The organism is Citrobacter sp. B72, assembly GCF_016894305.1.
GTDB lineage: Bacteria > Pseudomonadota > Gammaproteobacteria > Enterobacterales > Enterobacteriaceae > Citrobacter > Citrobacter portucalensis.
On the sequence record NZ_CP069801.1, the window covers coordinates 4,261,248 to 4,280,328 of the forward strand.

The 19,081-nt window shown below is 57.5% G+C and carries 19 protein-coding genes; 13 read left to right on the forward strand and 6 right to left on the reverse strand.

The annotated features are described in order from the left end of the window. Nucleotides 1–26: 26 nt before the first annotated feature. From JQN59_RS20375 to JQN59_RS20405, 7 genes are all read left to right on the forward strand, one after another. Nucleotides 27–335 carry a TIGR03750 family conjugal transfer protein gene (locus tag JQN59_RS20375; RefSeq protein WP_239484201.1) on the forward strand — a complete coding sequence of 103 codons (309 nt, stop codon included), beginning with the start codon at nucleotides 27–29 and terminating at the stop codon, nucleotides 333–335. Continuing rightward, a complete protein-coding gene (locus JQN59_RS20380; RefSeq protein ID WP_149607543.1) occupies nucleotides 332–991 on the forward strand; it encodes a PFL_4703 family integrating conjugative element protein in 660 nt (219 codons plus the stop codon). Before JQN59_RS20375 ends, JQN59_RS20380 begins: the two co-directional genes overlap by 4 nt. After that, complete coding sequence (locus JQN59_RS20385) at nucleotides 988–1,755, forward strand: TIGR03749 family integrating conjugative element protein (protein WP_149607542.1); 768 nt, start codon at nucleotides 988–990, stop codon at nucleotides 1,753–1,755. The genes JQN59_RS20380 and JQN59_RS20385 overlap by 4 nt, the downstream gene beginning before the upstream one ends. Then, nucleotides 1,752–3,047 carry a TIGR03752 family integrating conjugative element protein gene (locus JQN59_RS20390; protein WP_149607541.1) on the forward strand — a complete coding sequence of 432 codons (1,296 nt, stop codon included), beginning with the start codon at nucleotides 1,752–1,754 and terminating at the stop codon, nucleotides 3,045–3,047. The genes JQN59_RS20385 and JQN59_RS20390 overlap by 4 nt, the downstream gene beginning before the upstream one ends. After that, nucleotides 3,044–3,403, forward strand: coding sequence for a TIGR03751 family conjugal transfer lipoprotein (locus JQN59_RS20395; protein WP_149607540.1), 360 nt, complete (start codon nucleotides 3,044–3,046; stop codon nucleotides 3,401–3,403). The genes JQN59_RS20390 and JQN59_RS20395 overlap by 4 nt, the downstream gene beginning before the upstream one ends. Continuing rightward, on the forward strand, nucleotides 3,400–6,039 hold the full coding sequence (locus JQN59_RS20400; protein ID WP_149607539.1) for a conjugative transfer ATPase: 2,640 nt from the start codon (nucleotides 3,400–3,402) through the stop codon (nucleotides 6,037–6,039). Before JQN59_RS20395 ends, JQN59_RS20400 begins: the two co-directional genes overlap by 4 nt. Before the next feature lie 131 nt (nucleotides 6,040–6,170). After that, nucleotides 6,171–7,439 carry a phospholipase D-like domain-containing protein gene (locus JQN59_RS20405; RefSeq protein WP_149607538.1) on the forward strand — a complete coding sequence of 423 codons (1,269 nt, stop codon included), beginning with the start codon at nucleotides 6,171–6,173 and terminating at the stop codon, nucleotides 7,437–7,439. A gap of 72 nt (nucleotides 7,440–7,511) precedes the next feature. Here the strand turns inward: JQN59_RS20405 and JQN59_RS20410 are convergent, their stop codons facing one another. After that, nucleotides 7,512–7,811, reverse strand: a complete 300-nt coding sequence (locus JQN59_RS20410; protein ID WP_149607537.1) for a helix-turn-helix transcriptional regulator — start codon at nucleotides 7,809–7,811, stop codon at nucleotides 7,512–7,514. Between the two features lie 171 nt (nucleotides 7,812–7,982). Between JQN59_RS20410 and JQN59_RS20415 the strand changes: the two genes are divergently transcribed. The 6 genes from JQN59_RS20415 to JQN59_RS20440 all read left to right on the forward strand — a co-directional run bounded on the left by JQN59_RS20415 (nucleotide 7,983) and on the right by JQN59_RS20440 (nucleotide 13,043). Further along, nucleotides 7,983–8,258, forward strand: coding sequence for a helix-turn-helix domain-containing protein (locus tag JQN59_RS20415; RefSeq protein WP_149607536.1), 276 nt, complete (start codon nucleotides 7,983–7,985; stop codon nucleotides 8,256–8,258). A 111-nt stretch (nucleotides 8,259–8,369) separates the two neighbouring features. Further along, nucleotides 8,370–8,891: a PTS glucitol/sorbitol transporter subunit IIC gene (gene srlA / locus JQN59_RS20420; RefSeq protein ID WP_149607535.1), complete on the forward strand. Its 522-nt coding sequence runs from the start codon at nucleotides 8,370–8,372 to the stop codon at nucleotides 8,889–8,891. Next, complete coding sequence (locus tag JQN59_RS20425) at nucleotides 8,888–9,262, forward strand: PTS glucitol/sorbitol transporter subunit IIA (protein ID WP_088144763.1); 375 nt, start codon at nucleotides 8,888–8,890, stop codon at nucleotides 9,260–9,262. Before srlA ends, JQN59_RS20425 begins: the two co-directional genes overlap by 4 nt. Further along, nucleotides 9,259–10,239 (forward strand): PTS glucitol/sorbitol transporter subunit IIB, encoded by a 981-nt coding sequence (srlE, locus tag JQN59_RS20430; protein WP_149607534.1) that lies wholly within the window; start codon nucleotides 9,259–9,261, stop codon nucleotides 10,237–10,239. The genes JQN59_RS20425 and srlE overlap by 4 nt, the downstream gene beginning before the upstream one ends. A 10-nt stretch (nucleotides 10,240–10,249) precedes the next feature. Beyond that, nucleotides 10,250–11,263 carry a Gfo/Idh/MocA family protein gene (locus tag JQN59_RS20435; RefSeq protein WP_149607641.1) on the forward strand — a complete coding sequence of 338 codons (1,014 nt, stop codon included), beginning with the start codon at nucleotides 10,250–10,252 and terminating at the stop codon, nucleotides 11,261–11,263. 265 nt (nucleotides 11,264–11,528) lie between these two features. Beyond that, entirely contained in the window at nucleotides 11,529–13,043 is a 1,515-nt protein-coding gene (locus JQN59_RS20440) for a hypothetical protein (protein ID WP_149607533.1), read from the forward strand. Between the two features lie 117 nt (nucleotides 13,044–13,160). On the opposite strand, the gene JQN59_RS20445 is transcribed toward JQN59_RS20440, so the two are convergent. From JQN59_RS20445 to JQN59_RS20465, 5 genes are all read right to left on the reverse strand, one after another. Further along, on the reverse strand, nucleotides 13,161–14,114 hold the full coding sequence (locus JQN59_RS20445) for a fimbrial protein (RefSeq protein ID WP_149607532.1): 954 nt from the start codon (nucleotides 14,112–14,114) through the stop codon (nucleotides 13,161–13,163). After that, on the reverse strand, nucleotides 14,111–16,633 hold the full coding sequence (locus JQN59_RS20450; protein WP_149607531.1) for a fimbria/pilus outer membrane usher protein: 2,523 nt from the start codon (nucleotides 16,631–16,633) through the stop codon (nucleotides 14,111–14,113). Before JQN59_RS20450 ends, JQN59_RS20445 begins: the two co-directional genes overlap by 4 nt. An 11-nt stretch (nucleotides 16,634–16,644) precedes the next feature. Next, nucleotides 16,645–17,325, reverse strand: a complete 681-nt coding sequence (locus JQN59_RS20455) for a fimbrial biogenesis chaperone (RefSeq protein ID WP_149607530.1) — start codon at nucleotides 17,323–17,325, stop codon at nucleotides 16,645–16,647. A 103-nt stretch (nucleotides 17,326–17,428) separates the two neighbouring features. After that, the gene (locus JQN59_RS20460) at nucleotides 17,429–17,953 is read right to left on the reverse strand and encodes a fimbrial protein (RefSeq protein WP_149607529.1); all 525 of its coding nucleotides are present in this window, start codon (nucleotides 17,951–17,953) and stop codon (nucleotides 17,429–17,431) included. Between the two features lie 382 nt (nucleotides 17,954–18,335). After that, nucleotides 18,336–18,926, reverse strand: coding sequence for a tyrosine-type DNA invertase (locus JQN59_RS20465; protein WP_149607528.1), 591 nt, complete (start codon nucleotides 18,924–18,926; stop codon nucleotides 18,336–18,338). Between the last annotated feature and the right edge of the window lie 155 nt (nucleotides 18,927–19,081).

Here is a 19,081-nt window from a genome sequence, read left to right on the forward strand (position 1 = left end):
TCCCCGACCGCCTCAACCGCGAACCCGTGGTCTGGCGCGGCCTGACCACCAGCGAGCTGTTTCTGGCGCTGGCGAGCGGTCTTGGCGGCGGCTGCGCGTTCGGCATAATGCTGGCCCTGATAACCCACTACTGGCCGTTGATCCCCGGTTCGGCACTGACAGGTGCGGCATTACTGATTCAGGGTGGCGGGCGCATTCTGGCCCGCGCCAAACGCGGCAAGCCCGACAGTTGGCTACCCCTAGCAATCCTCGCCTGGCTGGAACGTCATCATCTTCGGGGGGCACACCTGGTCCTGCACAGCACCGTGTGGGTGGTACGCAGGAGTCCGCGATGAGCCGCTTTCGCCATGCGCTGGCCGAACGCGATAACCATATTCTGACGCTGCGGGCGGTGATTGTTCTGCTGTGCCTGTGTCTCGCGGGCGTTGGCTACGGCTGGTACAGCGCCCCGCAAAAGCTCACCCTCTGGTTCCCGCCGGACCTGCGCAGCGGCAGCACCCGCCCGTGGTGGGAAGTGCCGCCCGCCAGCGTCTACGCCTTCACCTTCTATATCTTCCAGCAGCTTAACCGCTGGCCGGATAACGGCGAGGAGGACTATTCCCGCAACCTTCGTTCGCTGCGTGCCTACCTGACGCCCGCCTGTTACACCCGGCTGGAGCACGATTTTCAGGTGCGGCGCAACGGTGGTGAACTGCGCGAGCGTACGCGAGGCGTGTATGAGCTTCCCGGCCACGGCTACAGCAGCCCGGTGCATGACGGTGATAAACGCCCCTTCCCCCGCGTTGAGACATTAAGCCGGGACGCCTGGCAGGTAACGCTGGACTTGGCAGTTGAAGAGTATTACCAGAACGAACCGGTGAAAAAGGCGCTGGTGCGCTACCCGTTGCAGGTGGTGCGTTATGCCATTGATGCGGAGAAAAATCCGTGGGGACTGGCGATCGACTGCATCGACGCCGCACCGCAGCGTCTGGTGGCGGAGGAAAAAGAATGAAGTACATCTTCTTTGCTTGGTTATTCAGTCTCCCGGCCTTCGCCACGGAAGTGGTGCAGTGGGAAAACATTCCCCTCCCCGTCACGCTGCATATCGGGCAGGAGCGGATTGTCGACGTGGGGAAAGCGGTACGCATCGGCTATCCCGCCACGCTGGAAGGCAAAGTGCGTCTGCAAAGCGCGGGTGGTAAGGTCTTCCTGCTGGCAAATACGGCGTTCCCGTCCACCCGCATTCAACTACGAGATACCGGCAGTGGTGAACTGATCCTGCTGGATATTCAGGCCATCCAAAGCACTTCGCCACTTGAACACGTGCAAATTAGCTATGCGCCGCAGACGCCTACCACAGCAAAAACGTCCGTCCCGGTGACAGCATCAACCGAGCCCCTGCCCGTCCTGCTGGTGCGCTATGCCGCGCAGAATCTGTATGCGCCACTGCGCACCGTTGAAGCCCTGCCCGGCGTCACGCCAGCCCCCGTTCGACTGACGAAGCGCATCACCACCTTACTACCACAGCAGCCTGTTACCGCGACTCCACTGGCAGCATGGCAGGTCAACGCCACCACCGTCACCGCTATTCGTCTGCAAAACCAGAGCGGGCAGCGCATCACGCTCGTTCCCCGCGAACTTCAGGGGCAGTTGACCGCCGCCGCGTTCCAGCATGACTGGCTCGGCCCGCGCGGTCTGGCAGAAGATACCACGGTGGTGTACCTGGTGACGGAAGGCCCTGTTTCCCGCGCCCTGCTGCCGGAGCCGAAACCATGATGCCGCGCCAGAGCCTCCTGCTGAAAATCCTGCTGCCTGTGATTATGCTGGTAACGGTATGGCTGCTGCTGCGCCCGGCCAGCAAAAACACCGCAGAGAAATCCCCGTCCCGCAGCGTGGCAGCATTAACGCCGCAGGAACTGCGCGATCTGGGTATCGATGGCGACACGCCTGCTGATACCGTCGCCACGCTAGTCGGCCAGATGAAGCAGTACCGCCAGCAGCTTCAGACGATTCAGAACGATAACGAAAGCCAGCAGGCCCGCGAAAAGCGGCTGAAAGCGCAACAAACCACGCTGGTATCGGAGTTGCGCGGGGATATGCGCAGGCAGCAGGATCAGATGCGCGACGAACTGCTGAAAAGCCAGCAGGGATTGCTGGATAAGCTCGATCGCCTGATGGCGAAACGCCCGGACGATATCCCGCCAGGTCTGGGGCTGACGCCCGGCGAACTACCTGCCGACGTTCAACCCGATATCCGCTGGCTGGAGCCGCTGGATGCGCTCCAGCCTGTGGATGAAAAGCTGCTGCGCGTCCCCCTGAAGGCAGCGGACAAACCGCCACCGAAACCTGATGTGAAGGTCTACACCCTGCCGCAGAACGCCACGCTGACCGGATCGGTGGCGATGACGGCGCTGATTGGCCGCGTGCCGCTTAACGGCACCGTCAGCGATCCCTACCCGTTCAAACTGCTGATTGGCGAGGACAACCTCACCGCCAATGGCATTGAGCTGCCGGACGTGGCGGGCGCGGTGGTCTCCGGCATCGCCTCGGGTGACTGGACGCTCTCCTGCGTGCGCGGGCAAATCACCTCCATGACCTTTGTGTTTCACGACGGCACCATCCGCACCGTCCCGCAGGGCGGCAAATCCGGCAATAAACAGCAGGAGATCGGCTGGCTCTCGGATAACCAGGGGCTGCCGTGCATTCCCGGCGAGCGCAAAAGCAATGCGAAGGAGTACCTGACCTCGCAGTTCCTGCTGGCGGGTTCCGGCGCGGCGGCGCAGGCCTTCGCCAATGGCGAAAGCACCACCGTGGTGGAGGACGGCAGCATCACCAGCGCAGTGACGGGCAACAACGGTCAGTACGTGCTCGGCCAGGCCATCGGCGGCGGATTAAAAGAGACCGCCGACTGGATGAAACAGCACTACGGCCAAATGTTCGATGCGGTGTACGTGCCTCCAGGCCACAAGGTGGCGGTGCATCTCACCGAACTGCTGACTATCGACTACGAGCCGGAAGGCCGCAAAGTGAAATATCAGCAGGCCAGCACGCCGGGGGGACTGGAATGATACGCGCTATATTGATGCTTATGTTTTTGCTGGCCGGATGCAGCACCTCGCAGGAAGAACTGATGCCGGTCGACCCCGATGCCAGTATGCTCTCACTGTGGCAGCAGCAAAGCGGCGGCAGCGCGACTCTGCTGGATGCGCGCGCCCGGTTGCGCCGCCCGCCGGATGGTCCGGTGTCGCAACCCGAAGCGGATACCATCCGTAGCCAGTTTCCGCGCCTGCCCAATCCGGATATGGTGTTGTACGTTTTCCCGCACCTTAACGGCAACACCCCGGTGCCTGGTTACAGCACCGTCTTCCCCTTCTATACCCGTCCGCAGTATGCATTACCGGGCGAACGCCTGACGCCGCCATGAGTGAACAGGCGCTGAATGCCAGCTACCGCAAGGGCCCGTCATTTGTCGACTGGCTGCCGTGGGTGGAATTTTTACCGGATTCACAGACGCTGCTGCTGGAAGATGGCCGTTCGGTGGGAGCAGTGTTCGAACTGACGCCTGTTGGCACCGAAGGCCGCTCGACGACGTTTCTGGAACAGGTCCGCGATACCGTCACTGACGCATTGCAGGATGCCTTTGATGAGCACGAACGTGCGCCGTGGGTGGTGCAGTTTTTCTGCCAGGATGAGGACGACAGCGAGGCATGGCTGGAGACGCTGGCGACTTACGCCGCGCCGGAGATCCGCGATTCCGCCTTTACCCGTGAATGGCTCACACAGATGGCAAACCATATGGCGAATCTCACCCGCGATGAGGGGTTGTTTCTCGATAACACCGTTACCCGTACCCGCTGGCGGGCGACGTGGCGGCGCACGCGGATGGTGGTGTACCGCTGGCTGCCCGGCCTCTCGCCGGATGAACCGTCGCCGGAAGAAACGCTGAATAATATCTGCGAGCGTCTCACCGCCGGGCTAAAAGCGGCGGGCATCAGCGCAGTCCGTCAGAATGAGCAGGACATTCACCGCTGGCTGGTGCGCTGGTTTAACCCCTCGCCGCCCGTTGAAGATAAAAAATCCTTCTGGCGACAACTGGATTTACCGGAAGCTGAATCCCTGCCCGTTATCACCGATTTCGCCGAACGCCTGCTGACAAGCGAACCGCGCTCAGATGCGGAGAACGGCGTCTGGTGGCTGGATAACCGCCCGCATAAAGTGGTGGTCGTCGACCGCCTGCGCAAAGCGCCGCCACCCGGCCTGCTGACCGGAGAAACCCCGCGTGGCGACGGTATCAACGCCCTGTTTGATCTGCTGCCATCGGGAACCATCATGAACCTGACGGTGGTGGTATATCCGCAGGACAAGCTGGAGCAGCATATCAGCCATCTCTCCGACCGGGCGATTGGCGACAACACCGATTCCGAATACACCCGCCGCGACTGTCACGAGGTGCGCAGCTATCTGAAAGACGGCCATAAGCTCTACCGCAGCACGCTGGCGTTTTACCTGCATGCGCCCGACACCGACACCCTGTTTCGCCAGCAGCGCCAGCTACACAGCCTGTTGCTGAATGCCGGACTGGTACCCGTACAGGAGCAACACGAAGTCGCACCACTCAGCCACTGGCTGCGGTGGCTGCCGATGTGCTTCGATCCCCTGCGCGATCCGCGCGGGCTGTATACCCGGCTCAACTTCGTTCAGCATATTGCCGGGCTGCTACCGGTGTACGGACGGGAAACCGGCACCGGACATCCGGGGATTTGCTACTTCAACCGCGGCGGCGCGCCGCTGTGCTTCGATCCGCTGAATAAGCTGGATCGTGCCCAAAACGGCCACCTTTTACTTCTTGGGCCAACCGGAGCGGGCAAATCCGCCACCCTGAACGCCAAAATCGCGCAACTGATGGCGCTGCATCGCCCGCGCCTGTTTATCATCGAGGCCGGAAACTCATTTGGCCTGATGGCCGACTACGCCGCCGCCCACGGCCTGACGGTGAATAAAATCAGCCTGCGCCCCGGATCCGGCGTCACTCTGCCCCTGTTCGCCGATGCGTGGCGACTGGTGGAACAGGCGGTCACTGATGCCGAACCGCCGGAGGACGAAGAGAGCGAGGGCGACAACCAACGCGACGTGCTGGGCGAAATGGAAATCACCGCCCGGCTGATGATCACCGGAGGCGAAGCGAAAGAAGATGCGCGCCTCACCCGGCCTGACCGGGCGATGATCCGCCAGGCCATTATCGCCGCTGCCCACGCCTGTTATGAGGAAAAACGCCAGACGCTGACCCAGGATATCCGTGATGCGCTGTTCGCCCTTTCGCGCGATACCAGCCTGCCGGAAGCCCGTCGCCAGCGAGCCTACGAGATGGCGGAATCCATCAATCTGTTCTGCGCCGGGTTTGAAGGTGAACTGTTTAACCACGAGGGCCAGATGTGGCCGGAGGCGGATATCACCCTTGTGGATCTCGCCACCTTTGCCCGTGAGGGTTACGAAGCCCAGCTTGCCATCAGCTATATCTCGCTGATTAACCATATCAACAACCTCGGCGAGCGCGACCAGCATCTGGCACGCCCTATCGTCAACATCACCGATGAGGCGCATATCATTACCGTCAATCCGCTGCTGGCGCGCTTCCTCACCAAGGGCTCGAAGATGTGGCGCAAACTCGGTATCTGGCTGTGGCTGGCGACCCAAAACCTGGCGGATTTTCCCGACGAGGCGAAGAAGCTGCTCAATATGATCGAGTGGTGGGAACTGCTGGTGATGCCGCCGGAAGAGATCGAGCAGGTATGCCGGTTTAAGGCGCTGACCGAAGAACAACGACAACTATTGCGCTCAGCGGTGAAATCGCCGGGGCAGTATACCGAGGGTGTCGTGCTGTCGCCGCGCGTGGAAGCGCTGTTCCGGGTGGTGCCGCCAGCGCTCTATCTGGCGCTGGCAATGACCGAGAAGCATGAGAAGGCCGAGCGGATGCGGATTATGCGGGAAACGGGGTGTAGTGAGGTGGAGGCGGCGGTGATTACAGGCATTAAATTGATTGAACCCAGCATTGATAATTGATTCTTATCCTCATTCTACATCACATATTATCATCATCATCCATATCTTCTATTGTATAAGAATAAAACTTCAAATAGATTATGTAATTACGATTACAGAGATAATTCTAAAAGATTTAGTAAGGGAGTGGCATGACAGACCTATATACTAACAGAAATTCGCAGCAGGATTTTGTTAAACATGGATTTACGCATCATATCCAAAACAATATGGATGTATTTATTGCTTCTGCTTTCTTTACCGAATTTGATATAATTGAAAATCTCCTAGAAAAAGGATGTCATATTAGGATTGTTGTAAGATTAGGCTTCCCTACATCGCCATTTGCTTTAGAGAAGCTACTGTTACATAAAAACATTGAGGCAAGATTTTTCACTAACAATTCGTTCCATCCTAAACTTTATATTTTTGGAGACAGAACATTATTAGTAGGCTCTGCCAATTTGACCAGCGCAGCACTCCTTACAAATCAAGAAATAATGGTTAGTTTAAATTCAGAAGATCATAGATTCGAAGAACTAACAACACTTTTTTCGCATTATTGGGAATCTGCACATGTACTTAGCAAAGAAGCGATAAGAGATTATAAAAATATTTACAACAAACATTCAAAGCTATCATCTCAGATAAAAAATTTCGACAATGAAGTCTTAGATAAAATAGGGGATATAAACTATTCAAATATCAATCGAGGGAAAAAATACATCTCGCAAAGTTCTATTTTTCTAGAATCTTATCGAAAGTCATATCAAACATCTGTATATGCGTTTAAATGCATCGAAGAAATATACTCCTCTTTTGCAAGAAAAGTGACAGAGAAACAGATTCCTTTACGACTTGAAATTGATTCGTTTTTTAGTTTTGTGCGCGATTTTCATGCAACTCAAGAAACCTGGGCAGCTCAGCCAATAGGATGGACTGATATGCAACAATCACATCTCCGCACATTAATAGATGAATGGTTATCCACTCCATGGGAGCATTTTGAAGAAAGAATTGTGCCCATAAACTACCCTCTCATTTACAAAGTATTCAACTCACCACAATCAATTGAACAAAGCGATATCGACGAAATAGTTGAAGCACTATGTGTACTCCACTCTTTCCATGATCGCTTACGATTCTATAAAGGTGGGTTAGATACATTAATAGAAGAATTTTCAACAAGCAATGAAATTGCACAAATCAAAAAGACAATTACATACTTATTATATGGGAAAGGAGACATTATTAAAAGAATGTCTGACTGCATCTACAATGAAGAGTATAAGCTTAATGCTTTTGGACAATCTAATGTTCAAGAGCTAATTGGATGGATAAATAAAGAAAACTTACCTGTTATCAATGGTCGAACAACTAAAGTGCTTCGCTATTTTGGTTTTGATATACGCCAACTTTGACGGACTAATAATAAATCTACCCTTGTGATATTATCAAGCGAGGGTAGCCATTTAAAGGCATTGTAGAGCTTATTACGCTGTAATGCTGTTTTTAGCATAAGCAATAACATCTGCACGCTTTTGTTCTGACGCTGACCACAGGATTAACATCAGTTCCGCCAAATCATCCTCAACCGTATAGAAATAGCAGGCCGGAACGTTCAATACCTCGGCAAATTTACAAGCCAAGGAAAAATCAGGTGCATGCGTTCCCCGCTCATACTGATTCATCCTTGGGCTGGCCGTGGCTTCGTCAATCCCTGCGAGTATACCTAAACGTTCCTGTGATAAACCTGCCCTAATCCGCGCTTCTTTTAGACGATGCGTCAACATGAGATCCCCCTTCCATTTCCAGTAAACAGGGGAATTTTCAGTGTTGCTTTGACAAATATTACTAAGTTATCCTTAGTATCGATGTTTTAGATCTCCTTTTAACAACTTATTACAGCAAACCTAAAGGGCCACAATTTTTAACCTAAATAACAATTAGTTGAGGTAAATGGAATGGCTAAAAAAGACTGGCACCCCGCCGACATCATCGCCGCCTTACACAAGCGCGGCACCAGTCTGTCGAAACTCTCGCGGGAAGCGGGACTGGCGTCGTCAACGCTGGCGAATGCCCTGACGCGCCCGTGGCCGAAAGGTGAGTGGCTGATTGCCATCGCGCTAGAGCTTCATCCGTCCGAGATCTGGCCCGGCCGTTACCTCAATTCCAGTAACAAACGTGAACCCCGAAAACCGCTTTACCTCATGACAACAACAGAAAACTCCGGGACATAACGACCCGCGCTGTGAGTGGCAGGACGCATTAACCAACACACCTGACAGGAGAGTTGTTTATGCACACCGAACCACAACCCAACACCATCGCACTGAGTACAGGAGGCCGCCATGTTTCTGGTCTCCCTGGCTGAAGGCTTTATCCACCTGTTCCAGGCAGCAGGCAAGATCTTCCTCGACATGATGACCGGGCTTATTCCGATGCTTATCTGCCTGCTGCTGGCCATCAACTTCCTGATGAAGCTGGTCGGCACCATACGGATGGAGAAGGTCGCCGCCCTGCTCGGCCGTTCACGCATCCTCACCTACGGCGTGCTGCCGGTACTCAGCTGGTTCTTTATGAGCAGCCCCGGCGCGCTCACTTTAGGCAAACTGTTGCCGGAGAAGAGCAAACCCGGCTATGAGGATGCGCTCGGCACCACCGCCCATCCGCTCACCAGCCTGTTTCCCCACGTGGTGCCGTCAGAGCTGTTTGTCTGGCTCGGCGTCGCTGCCGGGATTAAGGCGCTCGGCCTGCCCGTCACTTCACTGGCGCTGCGCTATATCGCTGCCGCCATGCTGATTGGTTTAATCCGCGGGATTATCACCGAGTACCTGTTCCTGCGCCTCAGCAAACGGGGGAACGAACCATGATGACCTACTGCGCACGTATCGTCGCTATCGGCCTGTTTGTCGCCGACGGCCTCACCGACAAAATGCTCATCACCTTCGACAGCAACGGGCCGAAGGACTGTCTGGACTACTCCCTGTCACTGGAACCGACCATGCGGGAAGAAAATCTGTTCATTCTGCCGGGCGATACCCTGCTACTGGCCGGATACAGCTACCTCATTACGGCTGTGGGCAGAGAAGCACAGCAGTCGCTGTTTGAGCTCGGCCATCTGACGATGAAATTTGACGGCAGCCTGAATGCCTTCCATCCCGGTGTGGTCCATCTGTCCGGCCCGGTGCCATTACTCCCGGCCCTGCATGGAGAACTGATGATTGCGGAGGGACGGCCATGAAAACGGTGCTCATTCCTCCCGGCCCCGGCGGTTACGGCAAGGGGCTGTGGCTGCCCACAGGCAGCGGCAAAAAGGTGCTGTCACTGACCGGACGCGAGATTCATCCGGTAGCGATAGAAATCGGCGCACTCACCGAGTCGGAAATCGTCAACGGCTTCGCCGATATCCCACCGGATAACGACATCCTGTGCGTGGTGATTAACTGCGCCGGGTCCCTGCGCTGCGGCCTGTACCCGCAGAAGGGTATTCCGACCATCAACGTGCTCCCCACCTGGCGCGCCGGGCCGCTGGCGCAGTTTATTAGCGAGGATAACTACGTCTCCGGCGTGACGATGGAGCAACTGGTTCTGGTCGATACCGCCGAAGCCCCGGACGGCGAGCCAGAGGCCATTCCGGAGCCTGCACCACGGGTTATCAGCACGCCACCACCTGCGCATGGCGCGGAGAAACTGGTGCGCATGGTCGAACAGACCGGTACCGCGGTCGGTCACGTTATCGCCCTGCTGTTCGCCGCCAGCCGTGAGGCGGTGGACGTGTCGCTGCGCAACGTTATCCCGTTTATGGCCTTTGTCTCACTGCTGATTGCCCTGGTGCAGGAAACCGCGCTCGGCAGCCTGATAGCCCACGCCCTGACGCCGCTGGCGAACTCGCTGTTGGGACTGGTGCTGCTGTCGCTCATCTGCGGCATTCCGTTCCTCTCTCCGGTGCTCGGCCCGGGTGCGGCCATCTCGCAGGTAATTGGCGTGATGATTGGTACGCAGATTGGCGCAGGGGCAATATCCCCGGCCTTCGCCCTGCCCGCGCTGTTTGCCATCAACGTGCAGGTCGGCTGCGACTTCGTGCCGGTGGGGCTCTCCATGCAGGAGGCAAAACCGGAGACCATCGCGAAAGGTGTCCCCGCCTTTCTGCTCTCGCGTCAGTTAACCGGACCACTGGCCGTCATCATCGGCTGGCTGTTTTCCCTGGGCTTATTCTGAGGACTCAATGATGAACAAAATCAGAGCCGCCGTGGTCGGCGCAGGTATCTACGGCAAACACCATATGAATACGTACCGCCAGAATCCGGACACGGTGCTGGTCGCCATCTGCGATACCGACGCCGAACGCTGCGACGACCTCGCCATGGCCTACGGCGTGATGGGTTACACCCGGCTGGATGTCCTGTTGCAGGAGGAATACATCGATGTGCTCTCGGTGGCGACGCCGGACCCGTACCACACCGAATCCATCCTCACCGCCCTGCGCCACGGCAAACATGTGCTGGCGGAAAAACCGCTCGCCACCTCAGTACGCGAATGTGAGCTTATCGTGGAGATGGCGCAGCAGCGCGGTCTGTTGGTCGGCGTCGATTTTCATAAGCGCTGGGACCCGGCGGTGATGCGCATTAAAACCGAACTGGAAAGACCGGAGAGCGGGCGCATCCTGCGCGGGCATATCAGCATGGACGACGTGATTAGTGTCCCGACGGCGTGGCTGAACTGGGCGGGCGCAAGCTCCCCGGTGTGGTTTCTCGGCTCACACTGCTTTGACCTGGTCCGCCACCTTTCCGGTCAGGAAGTGGTGTCGGTGTATGCCGTCGGGCAGAAGCGTCTGATGGCTGAACGCAGCCTCGACACCTTCGACAGCGTGCAGAGCCTGCTGACGATGGCCGACGGCAGTTCGTGGGTGGTGGAAAACTCGTGGGTACTGCCGGAAGGCTTTCCGAAGGACAACGACGGGCGTATCGATATCCTCTGCGAGGCAACCTATATCCGCAGTACCTCGCAGCACCGGGGGCTGGAAATCATCACGCCGGGGATGACGCTCACGCCCAACAGCTATTTCATCAACTACCGCAACGGCGTTGCCAGCGGTTTTGGTATCGACCCGATCAATGACTTTGTGCACTCCGTCAGACATAAAGCCCCCTACCCGGTCACCGCAGTGGACGGACTGGCGGTAAGCCGGATCTGCGAGGCGGTGCACAAAAGCCTGGAAAGCGGCCAGCCCGTCTGTTTATAACCAACACAGCCACGGTCATTTCACTGTGGCTGTTCTGCCTCAGCCAGCTCATCGCATAGCCGCACATTATTCGACGCCCCAAATTAACACCTTAAAAATCAATTAAATAAAATTTCTTCTATTTTACTGGCGAACCGTTAAGCCCTGATTATACTTAGTCCACGAGCCCAAAATACTGTACATATAAACAGTATAATTGAGTTCAATATTGGGCCTGAACCAGAGCACAGGGCGGCCCGTTATACAGATAAAATCGAGGAGATACATGATGAATCCTGCAGTGAATACCTGGCTGGCCGCCGAAAAAGCCGCCATCACTCATTTTGACTCTTCCCAGTCCGACTCGCTGCCCTTCTCTGTCCCGGCTGGCGACAGTACCGTGCACTCGTCAATCCCGCTCGCCCCGGTATTACCACAGGCCATTAACGGGCCGATCAACATTATGACGCTGGCCTCGCCATCCCCGGATTACATGTGGGGCGTCACCTGGTCCGGCATTACCTACATCAGCACCAGCAACGGTGCTTTTACGCCACTGGCGCGCCTGCCCATCCCCGGCATCACCCAGTTCCCGCTCGAGCTGCTGACCACGCTGCTCACCCAGCCGCTGAATACCCTGAGCGTGGTGGAGGGCATCACCTCGCAGCTGTCGCCAGCCACGCCAGCCGGCGGCATCAACAGCGCCTATTGCCTGGTGGACAACACCAACACGATGTTCGCCAACTACGGCACGAAGGTGTACGCCGTCGGGCTGAATGTCCCCGGCCTGCCGCTGCTGGGGATTGGTATTAAGCGCACGCTGGATACGTCGTCGTTTATCCCGGCAGGCGAGGCCATCACCGGCCTGGTGCTGACCTACGATGGCAACCTTGTCGTGATCGGCACCCGCTCGGTTTCCGTGGTGGCGCGCTCCTTCTCCGGCCCGGTGCATACCATTGCGCTGGGCGTGGATGAATACGTTTCCAACTCGGCGGCGGTGGATGAAAACGGCGGCATTTATGTGGTTTCCGACAAGAAGATGCGTAAGGTTGTCTGGACGGGCACCACGTTGTCCGACAATCCGGCGGACGGCGCATGGGTCTCTGATTATCCCACCGGCGATACCTATCCGACCCTTTTTGGCTCCGGTTCAGGCGCCACGCCAACGCTGATGGGATTTGGCAGCGGCGCGGATAAACTGGTGGTGATCACCGACGGCAAAAAGCGCATGAGCCTGGTCGCCTTCTGGCGCGACGCCATTCCGGCTGGATTTACCAACCGTATCGCGGGGATTATCCCGGTCACCTGCGGCCTGCCGCTGTCGACCGAGTACATTCAGAGCGATCAGTCAGTCGCCGTGCAGGACTATGGCGCATTTGTCGTCAATAATGTCGGCGCGGATCCCAGCTCCGGCAACCGTCTGACCGATGCGCTGGCGCGCGGCCCGCTGCTTGACTCGCCGCTGGGCGTGGAGCGTTTTGAGTGGAACCCGGTCAGCCACAGCTGGAGCTCAACGTGGACCAGGGCGGATATCTGTTCCAACACCATGATCCCGGCGATAAGCTCGGCCAGCAATACCGTCTATACCAATGGCTATTTCCGTGGCGATGGCGGCTGGAAAGTGGTGGGAATGAACTGGCTGACAGGGGCAACCGTCCATAACACCATTTTTGGCGACAATATCTGCGGCAACGGGATTTACGCCCAGATGGAGTTTATGCCGGATGGCGATTTGCTGATGAACAGCATTCTTGGGCCAACGCGCGTACAACTGCCGGGTGGTGTGGTACAGCCGTTATGATTCAGGGCGGATGATCCGGCACCCCGTCTGGACAGGCTGCCGGAAAGGGTAAAGCTCAAGAGGACGCGTGGGGCGTCCTCTTTTGTTATGGCCTGTAAAACAAGAGTGGCCAGCGGGCTATTTATACGTCAGCGTAAACGTCGCCGTCGCACTGGCTGGCCCCGCCGTCACAGCAGAGGCCGTCTGGTAGTACCGTGCCCGGTACTGTATGGCTTCCAGGCCACCGGCGGACGACGTGCCGTAATATTTCACCTGGCCAAACTGTACCGCGCTGTCGTCCGGAACAGACCAGAGCTGAACGCCGACGCCGGTGGCCGCCATCTCCCCGCTTCCGCCGTCCAGCGCCATCACGCCGGGCGCCTCTGACGGGTCCGCCGTGGCGTCAATCCGCACATTTATCCGCGCGCCGGGGTCGCACTCCAGCCCGATGCTGAAGGTCTGCCATCCGGTTCCTGACCCCACGCCGCTAAACCCGCTTTTATCATGATCGCCCAGCGGCACATTCACATCCGGGGTGGTGACAGTGCAGGCCGTTGACGTCACCGTACTGGTCCCGTTGAGGGTCACATTAGCAAAATAGAACTGGTTCACCACCGAGGCGCGGGCCAGCACGCCCGGCGTTAAGGTACCGCCGGTGATATCACCGGTTTTTATCAGTTCGGCCTTAATGCCGTCGCCGGTAATCACGACATCCACAACGCCCCGGCTTTCATCATAAGGGATGACTTTACCGGAGCCGGTGTTCGTCAGCCGGATGCCAACGCCAGGAAGGTTGGTGTTATAGATACTGTTTCCCAGCGCGCTCAGGGTGCCCCACTGCGTTATCTCCCAGCGGTAGGTCCACGGTTCACTGCAACCGGCAAGCCGGTTGCCGCCGTTGTAAGCCCCGGTCGTCGATGTCGCCAGCACCGCCCCCACGGGCGTGTCCCTTTGTACCATGACAGTGCCGAAGCTGACATAGCCCGGAACTTCACCTGAAACGCCGTCCCCCAGGTAGCATGACGCCTGTGCAACAGCCGGCAGTGCCAGCAGCACCCAGGCCAGCACGCTGATTCGGTCAATACGCTTCATTCCCGGCACTCCTGTTCTGTTTCTGTGACCGGCGTATTCCCGGCATTTTCCGGCAGGCGGTAATGCGCCACGCACTGCCGCGCCCCGTTCCAGCCCACCGCGATATCACCTTCATCCGGCACGCCCGTCAGATACACCTGGCCGTCGTCGCCGACAATGCCGCTGCCCCCCTCTTTCAGCGTCGCCTTCGCGCCGAACGGTACCGGCAGCCCGCGATACAGCAGCGTCATCAGCACCCGTCGCCCGACGCGCGTGCTGAACGCCGCCATCACCACCGCCCCCTGCGTGGGCGTCACAGTCTGCACGGCGGTGTCGATATCCACCTCATCGCCGAGCGTGCTGGTGTCCAGCGCAATACGGTTTTTCTTGTACGGGTTGACGTACGGCACCACCGCGTAGCCGCGCCAGTCGGTATACACCCCGGTGTTGTTCTGCACTTTGGCGTCATCCGCGCCGGGCGCTTTGACGACAGCCAGCGACTCGCCGAGCGGCTGGGAAAGCGTGAGCCCGTGTGGATGCACCACTACGCCGCCTTTCAGGCCGTAGTTGACCTGCTGCGAATCATCGTCATAGTTGTAGCCGCCGGTGATTTCCCCCTGGCCGCCCTTGTAATCGGCATTGATGTTGCCGGAGCCGCCGGTGCCGTGGTTGGTGTAGCTCTGCTGGAGGCTGTAGCTTAAGTTGTTGTCAGCAAGCGCCGTGCCGTTGAGCCCGGCCTGCTGGCGGGTATCGCCATGTTTAGCGGTGTTGACGCTGTAGCTGGCCCAGGCGTTATTTGCCGCCCCGCCGGAGAGGAATTTGCTGAGCGGCACCTGGATGTTAAAGGCCAGTTGCCGATCGGCAGGCTGGGTGCTGTCCGGGTAGTCGCTGTAGCTGTAAGTGATGCTGTAGCTGATCCCGTTAATATTCCCGTTCCAGCCGGTGCTCAGGGTGCGTTCATAACCGTCCTCTTCCCAGTAATCCTGCTGGTAGCCGGAAACAAAAACCGATCCGTAGCTGCCCATACTCTGGCTGAGATCCAGCTGAAGCCGCTGGCGTTTGTTCCAGGTCATCCGCCAGCCATCATCGCCGTCCGGGCGCAGGTCGTTCGCCTCCTGGAAGGTGTAGAAACCCTCTGTGGAATAGCGGTACGCCGCGAGGGTGAAGCTGGTATCAGTGGTCTGAAAATCCTTCGAGTACTGAACCCGGTACGACTGGCCGTTATGGGTCTCGCCGTTGTTGAGCGTGGTCTGCGCGGCGGTGATGTCGGCAGAAAGCGAGCCAAACGTACCAAGGCCGAAGCCCAGCCCCGCCGCGCCGGACTGGTAATCCTCCGAGTACAGCGTGCCGCCATAAACGGTGATGGCATGTGGCAGGCCGTAAATTGCGGTCACCAGGCCGAACTGCGGTTCGTCGCTGTCCTCATTGCCGCTCCGGTACTTCCCGGCGGTGAGGGCATATTTCAGATGCCCCTCGCGCTGCATAATCGGTACCGCGGAAAAGGGCTGGACGAAGGTCCGTTCGCTGCCGTCAGCTTCTTTGATGGTCACTTCCAGGTCACCGCTGCCCGAGGTCGGGTACAGGTCGGTGATGGTAAACGCCCCCGGCGCAACATAACTCTGGTAGATGATGTAGCCGTTCTGCTTAATGGTCACCTGGGCGTTTGACTGCGCGATACCGCGGATCACCGGGGCGAACCCGCGCAGGCTATCCGGTAGCATGTTATCGTCGGAGGCAAGCTGCGCGCCGCGAAACTGCACGCTGTCGAAGATGTCCGACGGGGTGTAGCTGTCGCCGAGCGTAAGCTGCCCTTTCAGGCGCTGGATATCCCGCTGGAGATACGTGTTCACCGAATCCCAGTGGCTGCCGTTGTCCTCGTCGTAATTCCAGGTGGAATAGTTGCGCAGCCGCCACGCGCCGAAGTTCAGGCCGCCTTGCAGGTTAGCGTAGTAGTTGTCATCAGAGCCGTTTTCCCCGTTGCGCCAGGTATTGCTGCCGCTGAGGTTATAGTTCAGCAGCGCGGCAGGCACCCCTTCGTCCCATTCGGACGGGTCCACTGCGCCTCTGGCGCTGGCATCCATTGCCGCCTGCGGGATACTCACATTCAGTTGCAACTGGCTGAAACGCAGATCGGTGGTGGCCATCGGGATGTAGCGGCCAATATTTTCCAGCGGCTTCTCAGGAGGCAGCGCCGCCAGCGCGGGAAAGACGTCCGTTTTGACGCCCCAGGCTTTCAGCATCGCGGGCGTGACCTGCGCGCTGAGCTTTTTGTCTGGCCCGGAGATAAAGGCAATATCCTGCGCCTGTCCCTGCCGTTCACCATTCACATAAACCGTGACCCGGTAGGTGCCGGGCAACTGGCCGTCTGATTCAGCAAAGGCGGACAAATCCGCCACCGGCTGGCCGGGGTTGTCGATTTCCAGCGCGTGGGAATTGAAGGTTTCACGGGCCTGCGCGCTGCGCAGGCATAGCCGGAACAGCAATACCGCCAGCAGAAGAACCAGCAGGATAATCATCAGGCGGGGGGCCGGATTATTCATCGTATCCTCCCTCACAGCCTGCGGCTTTCGGTCTGGCTGATACCACCGTAATCGCTGATGGCCTGCCAGGTGACATGGGTTATGTTCGCCGCTGGCAGCGTGAAGCTCACACTGCCTTTCGGCGGCACCATATCCGCGTCTTTAATCTCCTGGCCGTCCACCTTCAGGGTGAACAGCGTGACGTAGTAAGAGCCAGGGTTACTGACGGTAAGGCGGTTGCCGCTGCGGGCGACGGAGAGGTGGTGATACGCGCTCTCCGGCTGTCCCTCCAGACCGGCGGGACGGTAAAAGAGCTTAATCCGCGACTTCACCACCACCTGCAACACATTCGCGCGCGGTTTGCTGTCGTCGGTGGCGGGGATGGATTTTACATTCAGCCAGAACACCGATTCGCGGTCCTGCGGCAGGCTGCCCCCGGTGCGCACAATGCGCAGCATATTCTCTTCGCCGGGATTGATGCGAAACAGCGGCGGCGTGACGATAAACGGCGCTTTAGCGCCCTGTTCGCCGCTGTCCACCCAGCTCTGTACCAGATACACGCCGGATGTCTCCGGGTTACGGATGGATGCCGACGTCTCTTTTTTATCGCCGTCATAAATCACCCGCGTACCGCCGATGACAATACCGGCCTGTGCCTGTGCGCTAAAGAAGGCCAGCAACAGTACCGGCACAACATCTGCATACCTGTTCATTTTGTTATCTCCGGACAAAAAATACGCATCCCTGCGAAAAGCTCCCTGTTATGCGGCGGCGCATGGGCAGGAGGAGGAGAATGCGCCCCGCGGCGGCACAGCGTTATTTGTAGTTAATGGTGAACTGCGAGGTGGCGTTGGCAGAGCCGGTTGTCACGGTGTCGCCAGTGGCGATATACCGGGCGGTGAACAGCAGGTCGTTTTCACCTTCGGTCAGGGCATACGCCGGAGAGTCGGTGTGTATGGCAATCGGGGTGCCTGCGTTGTCGGCAATCACAATCCCCACGCCCGTGGCGGTGCTGTCGCTGTCAAGCTTCAGGATGCCGGAGCCTGCGGCTGCGTTGTCCGCGTCACCGTCAAACTTTATCGTGGCGCTGGTTACGGTATCCGGACAGCCGTCAAGCTGAAGGGTAAAACGGGAGGGCGACGCAACCGTACCCGCCCCACCCGCCAGCGCAGAGGCGCCCACATTGCCCATCGGCACCTCCATGCTCTGTGAGGTGCTGTCCACGGTACAGGTCTGGTCGGTGATATTGCCGGTAAAGTGGATAGTGCCATCAGCGGCCTGTGCGCTACCCGCCATTCCTGCCGCTGCCATAAAGAACACGCTTAACATTGTTTTTTTCATCACTGTCTCCTTGCTACACATGACGCGGGACCGCTATCCCGCCCGTTTCTGGCAACGGGAGCCGGACGGCGAAAAAAAACGCAGAAAACTGCCCGTTTCGTGCCAAAAAGGTGAGTTCAGAAGAACATGCTGCTGAGTATGAATGGATGGATTAAACAGGGTAATTTTGTTCGGGCTTCAGGATTAAAAGACAAATAACCGCATAACGGCAGGAGGAGATAAAACTGGCAACACCATCAGGTCTGACGTGTTGCCAGTGGGTACAGAGGCATTTGTATTTCAAATTTAACATCGTAATAATTTGAAAATTAAAAGATATTCCGTCATCAAAAAGAGGTCTCAGAAAAATTTTGACACTTTGCTAAATTTTTCTGATACTACTTTACATTCTGGCACGAATTGTGGGGTTTTCTCTCACATTTCCCCACATATTCACGAACCTCAGCGTGTTCGTGGCCGTATAAAGCACCGTATGCCGGATGTCACGGTGCCCGAGATAGTCCTGTATCAGCCGCGTATCCTTTCCCAAATCCGCCAGCGCGTAACCGCAGCCATGACGCAGCATATGCGGGTGTGCCGGAATACTCACCCCCGCCATTTCGCCATAGCGTTTCAGCAGTAGCCTCACCTGGTGGCGCGACAGCGGCCCGCCCTTCTGCGACAAAAACAGCCAGCCGGAATCCGCATCCCGCCAGCGACTGCGCACATTAAGCCAGCGCGTCAGCGCCGGAAGCTCCTCATCAAACAGCGGGTGTTGGGTGGAAAGGCTGTTTTTCAGCCGCCGGACATAAACAGACAACCCGCCCAAATCAAGATCCGACAGCTGTAGTCTGCACAGCTCACTGACCCGCAGGCCGTGCAGGAAACACATCTGGATCATGCAGTAATCACGTTCAAAATGGATCCCCCGGTCAGCCGCGTGCAGTATCAGCCCCACCTCATAACGGGTGAGGTGTTTTCGTTTTACAGGCATATGCCTTTCTCCTTAAACATAATGAAAATGAAGAAAAAACTGGCCGGAGCCACATTTGCAGCCCGGCCAGAAACAGAGAATAACACCACAGGGCACGGCGGGTGGTGATTCTGAACACAACAATTTTTGGGGACAGGCTCCAGTTTTGTGCAGAG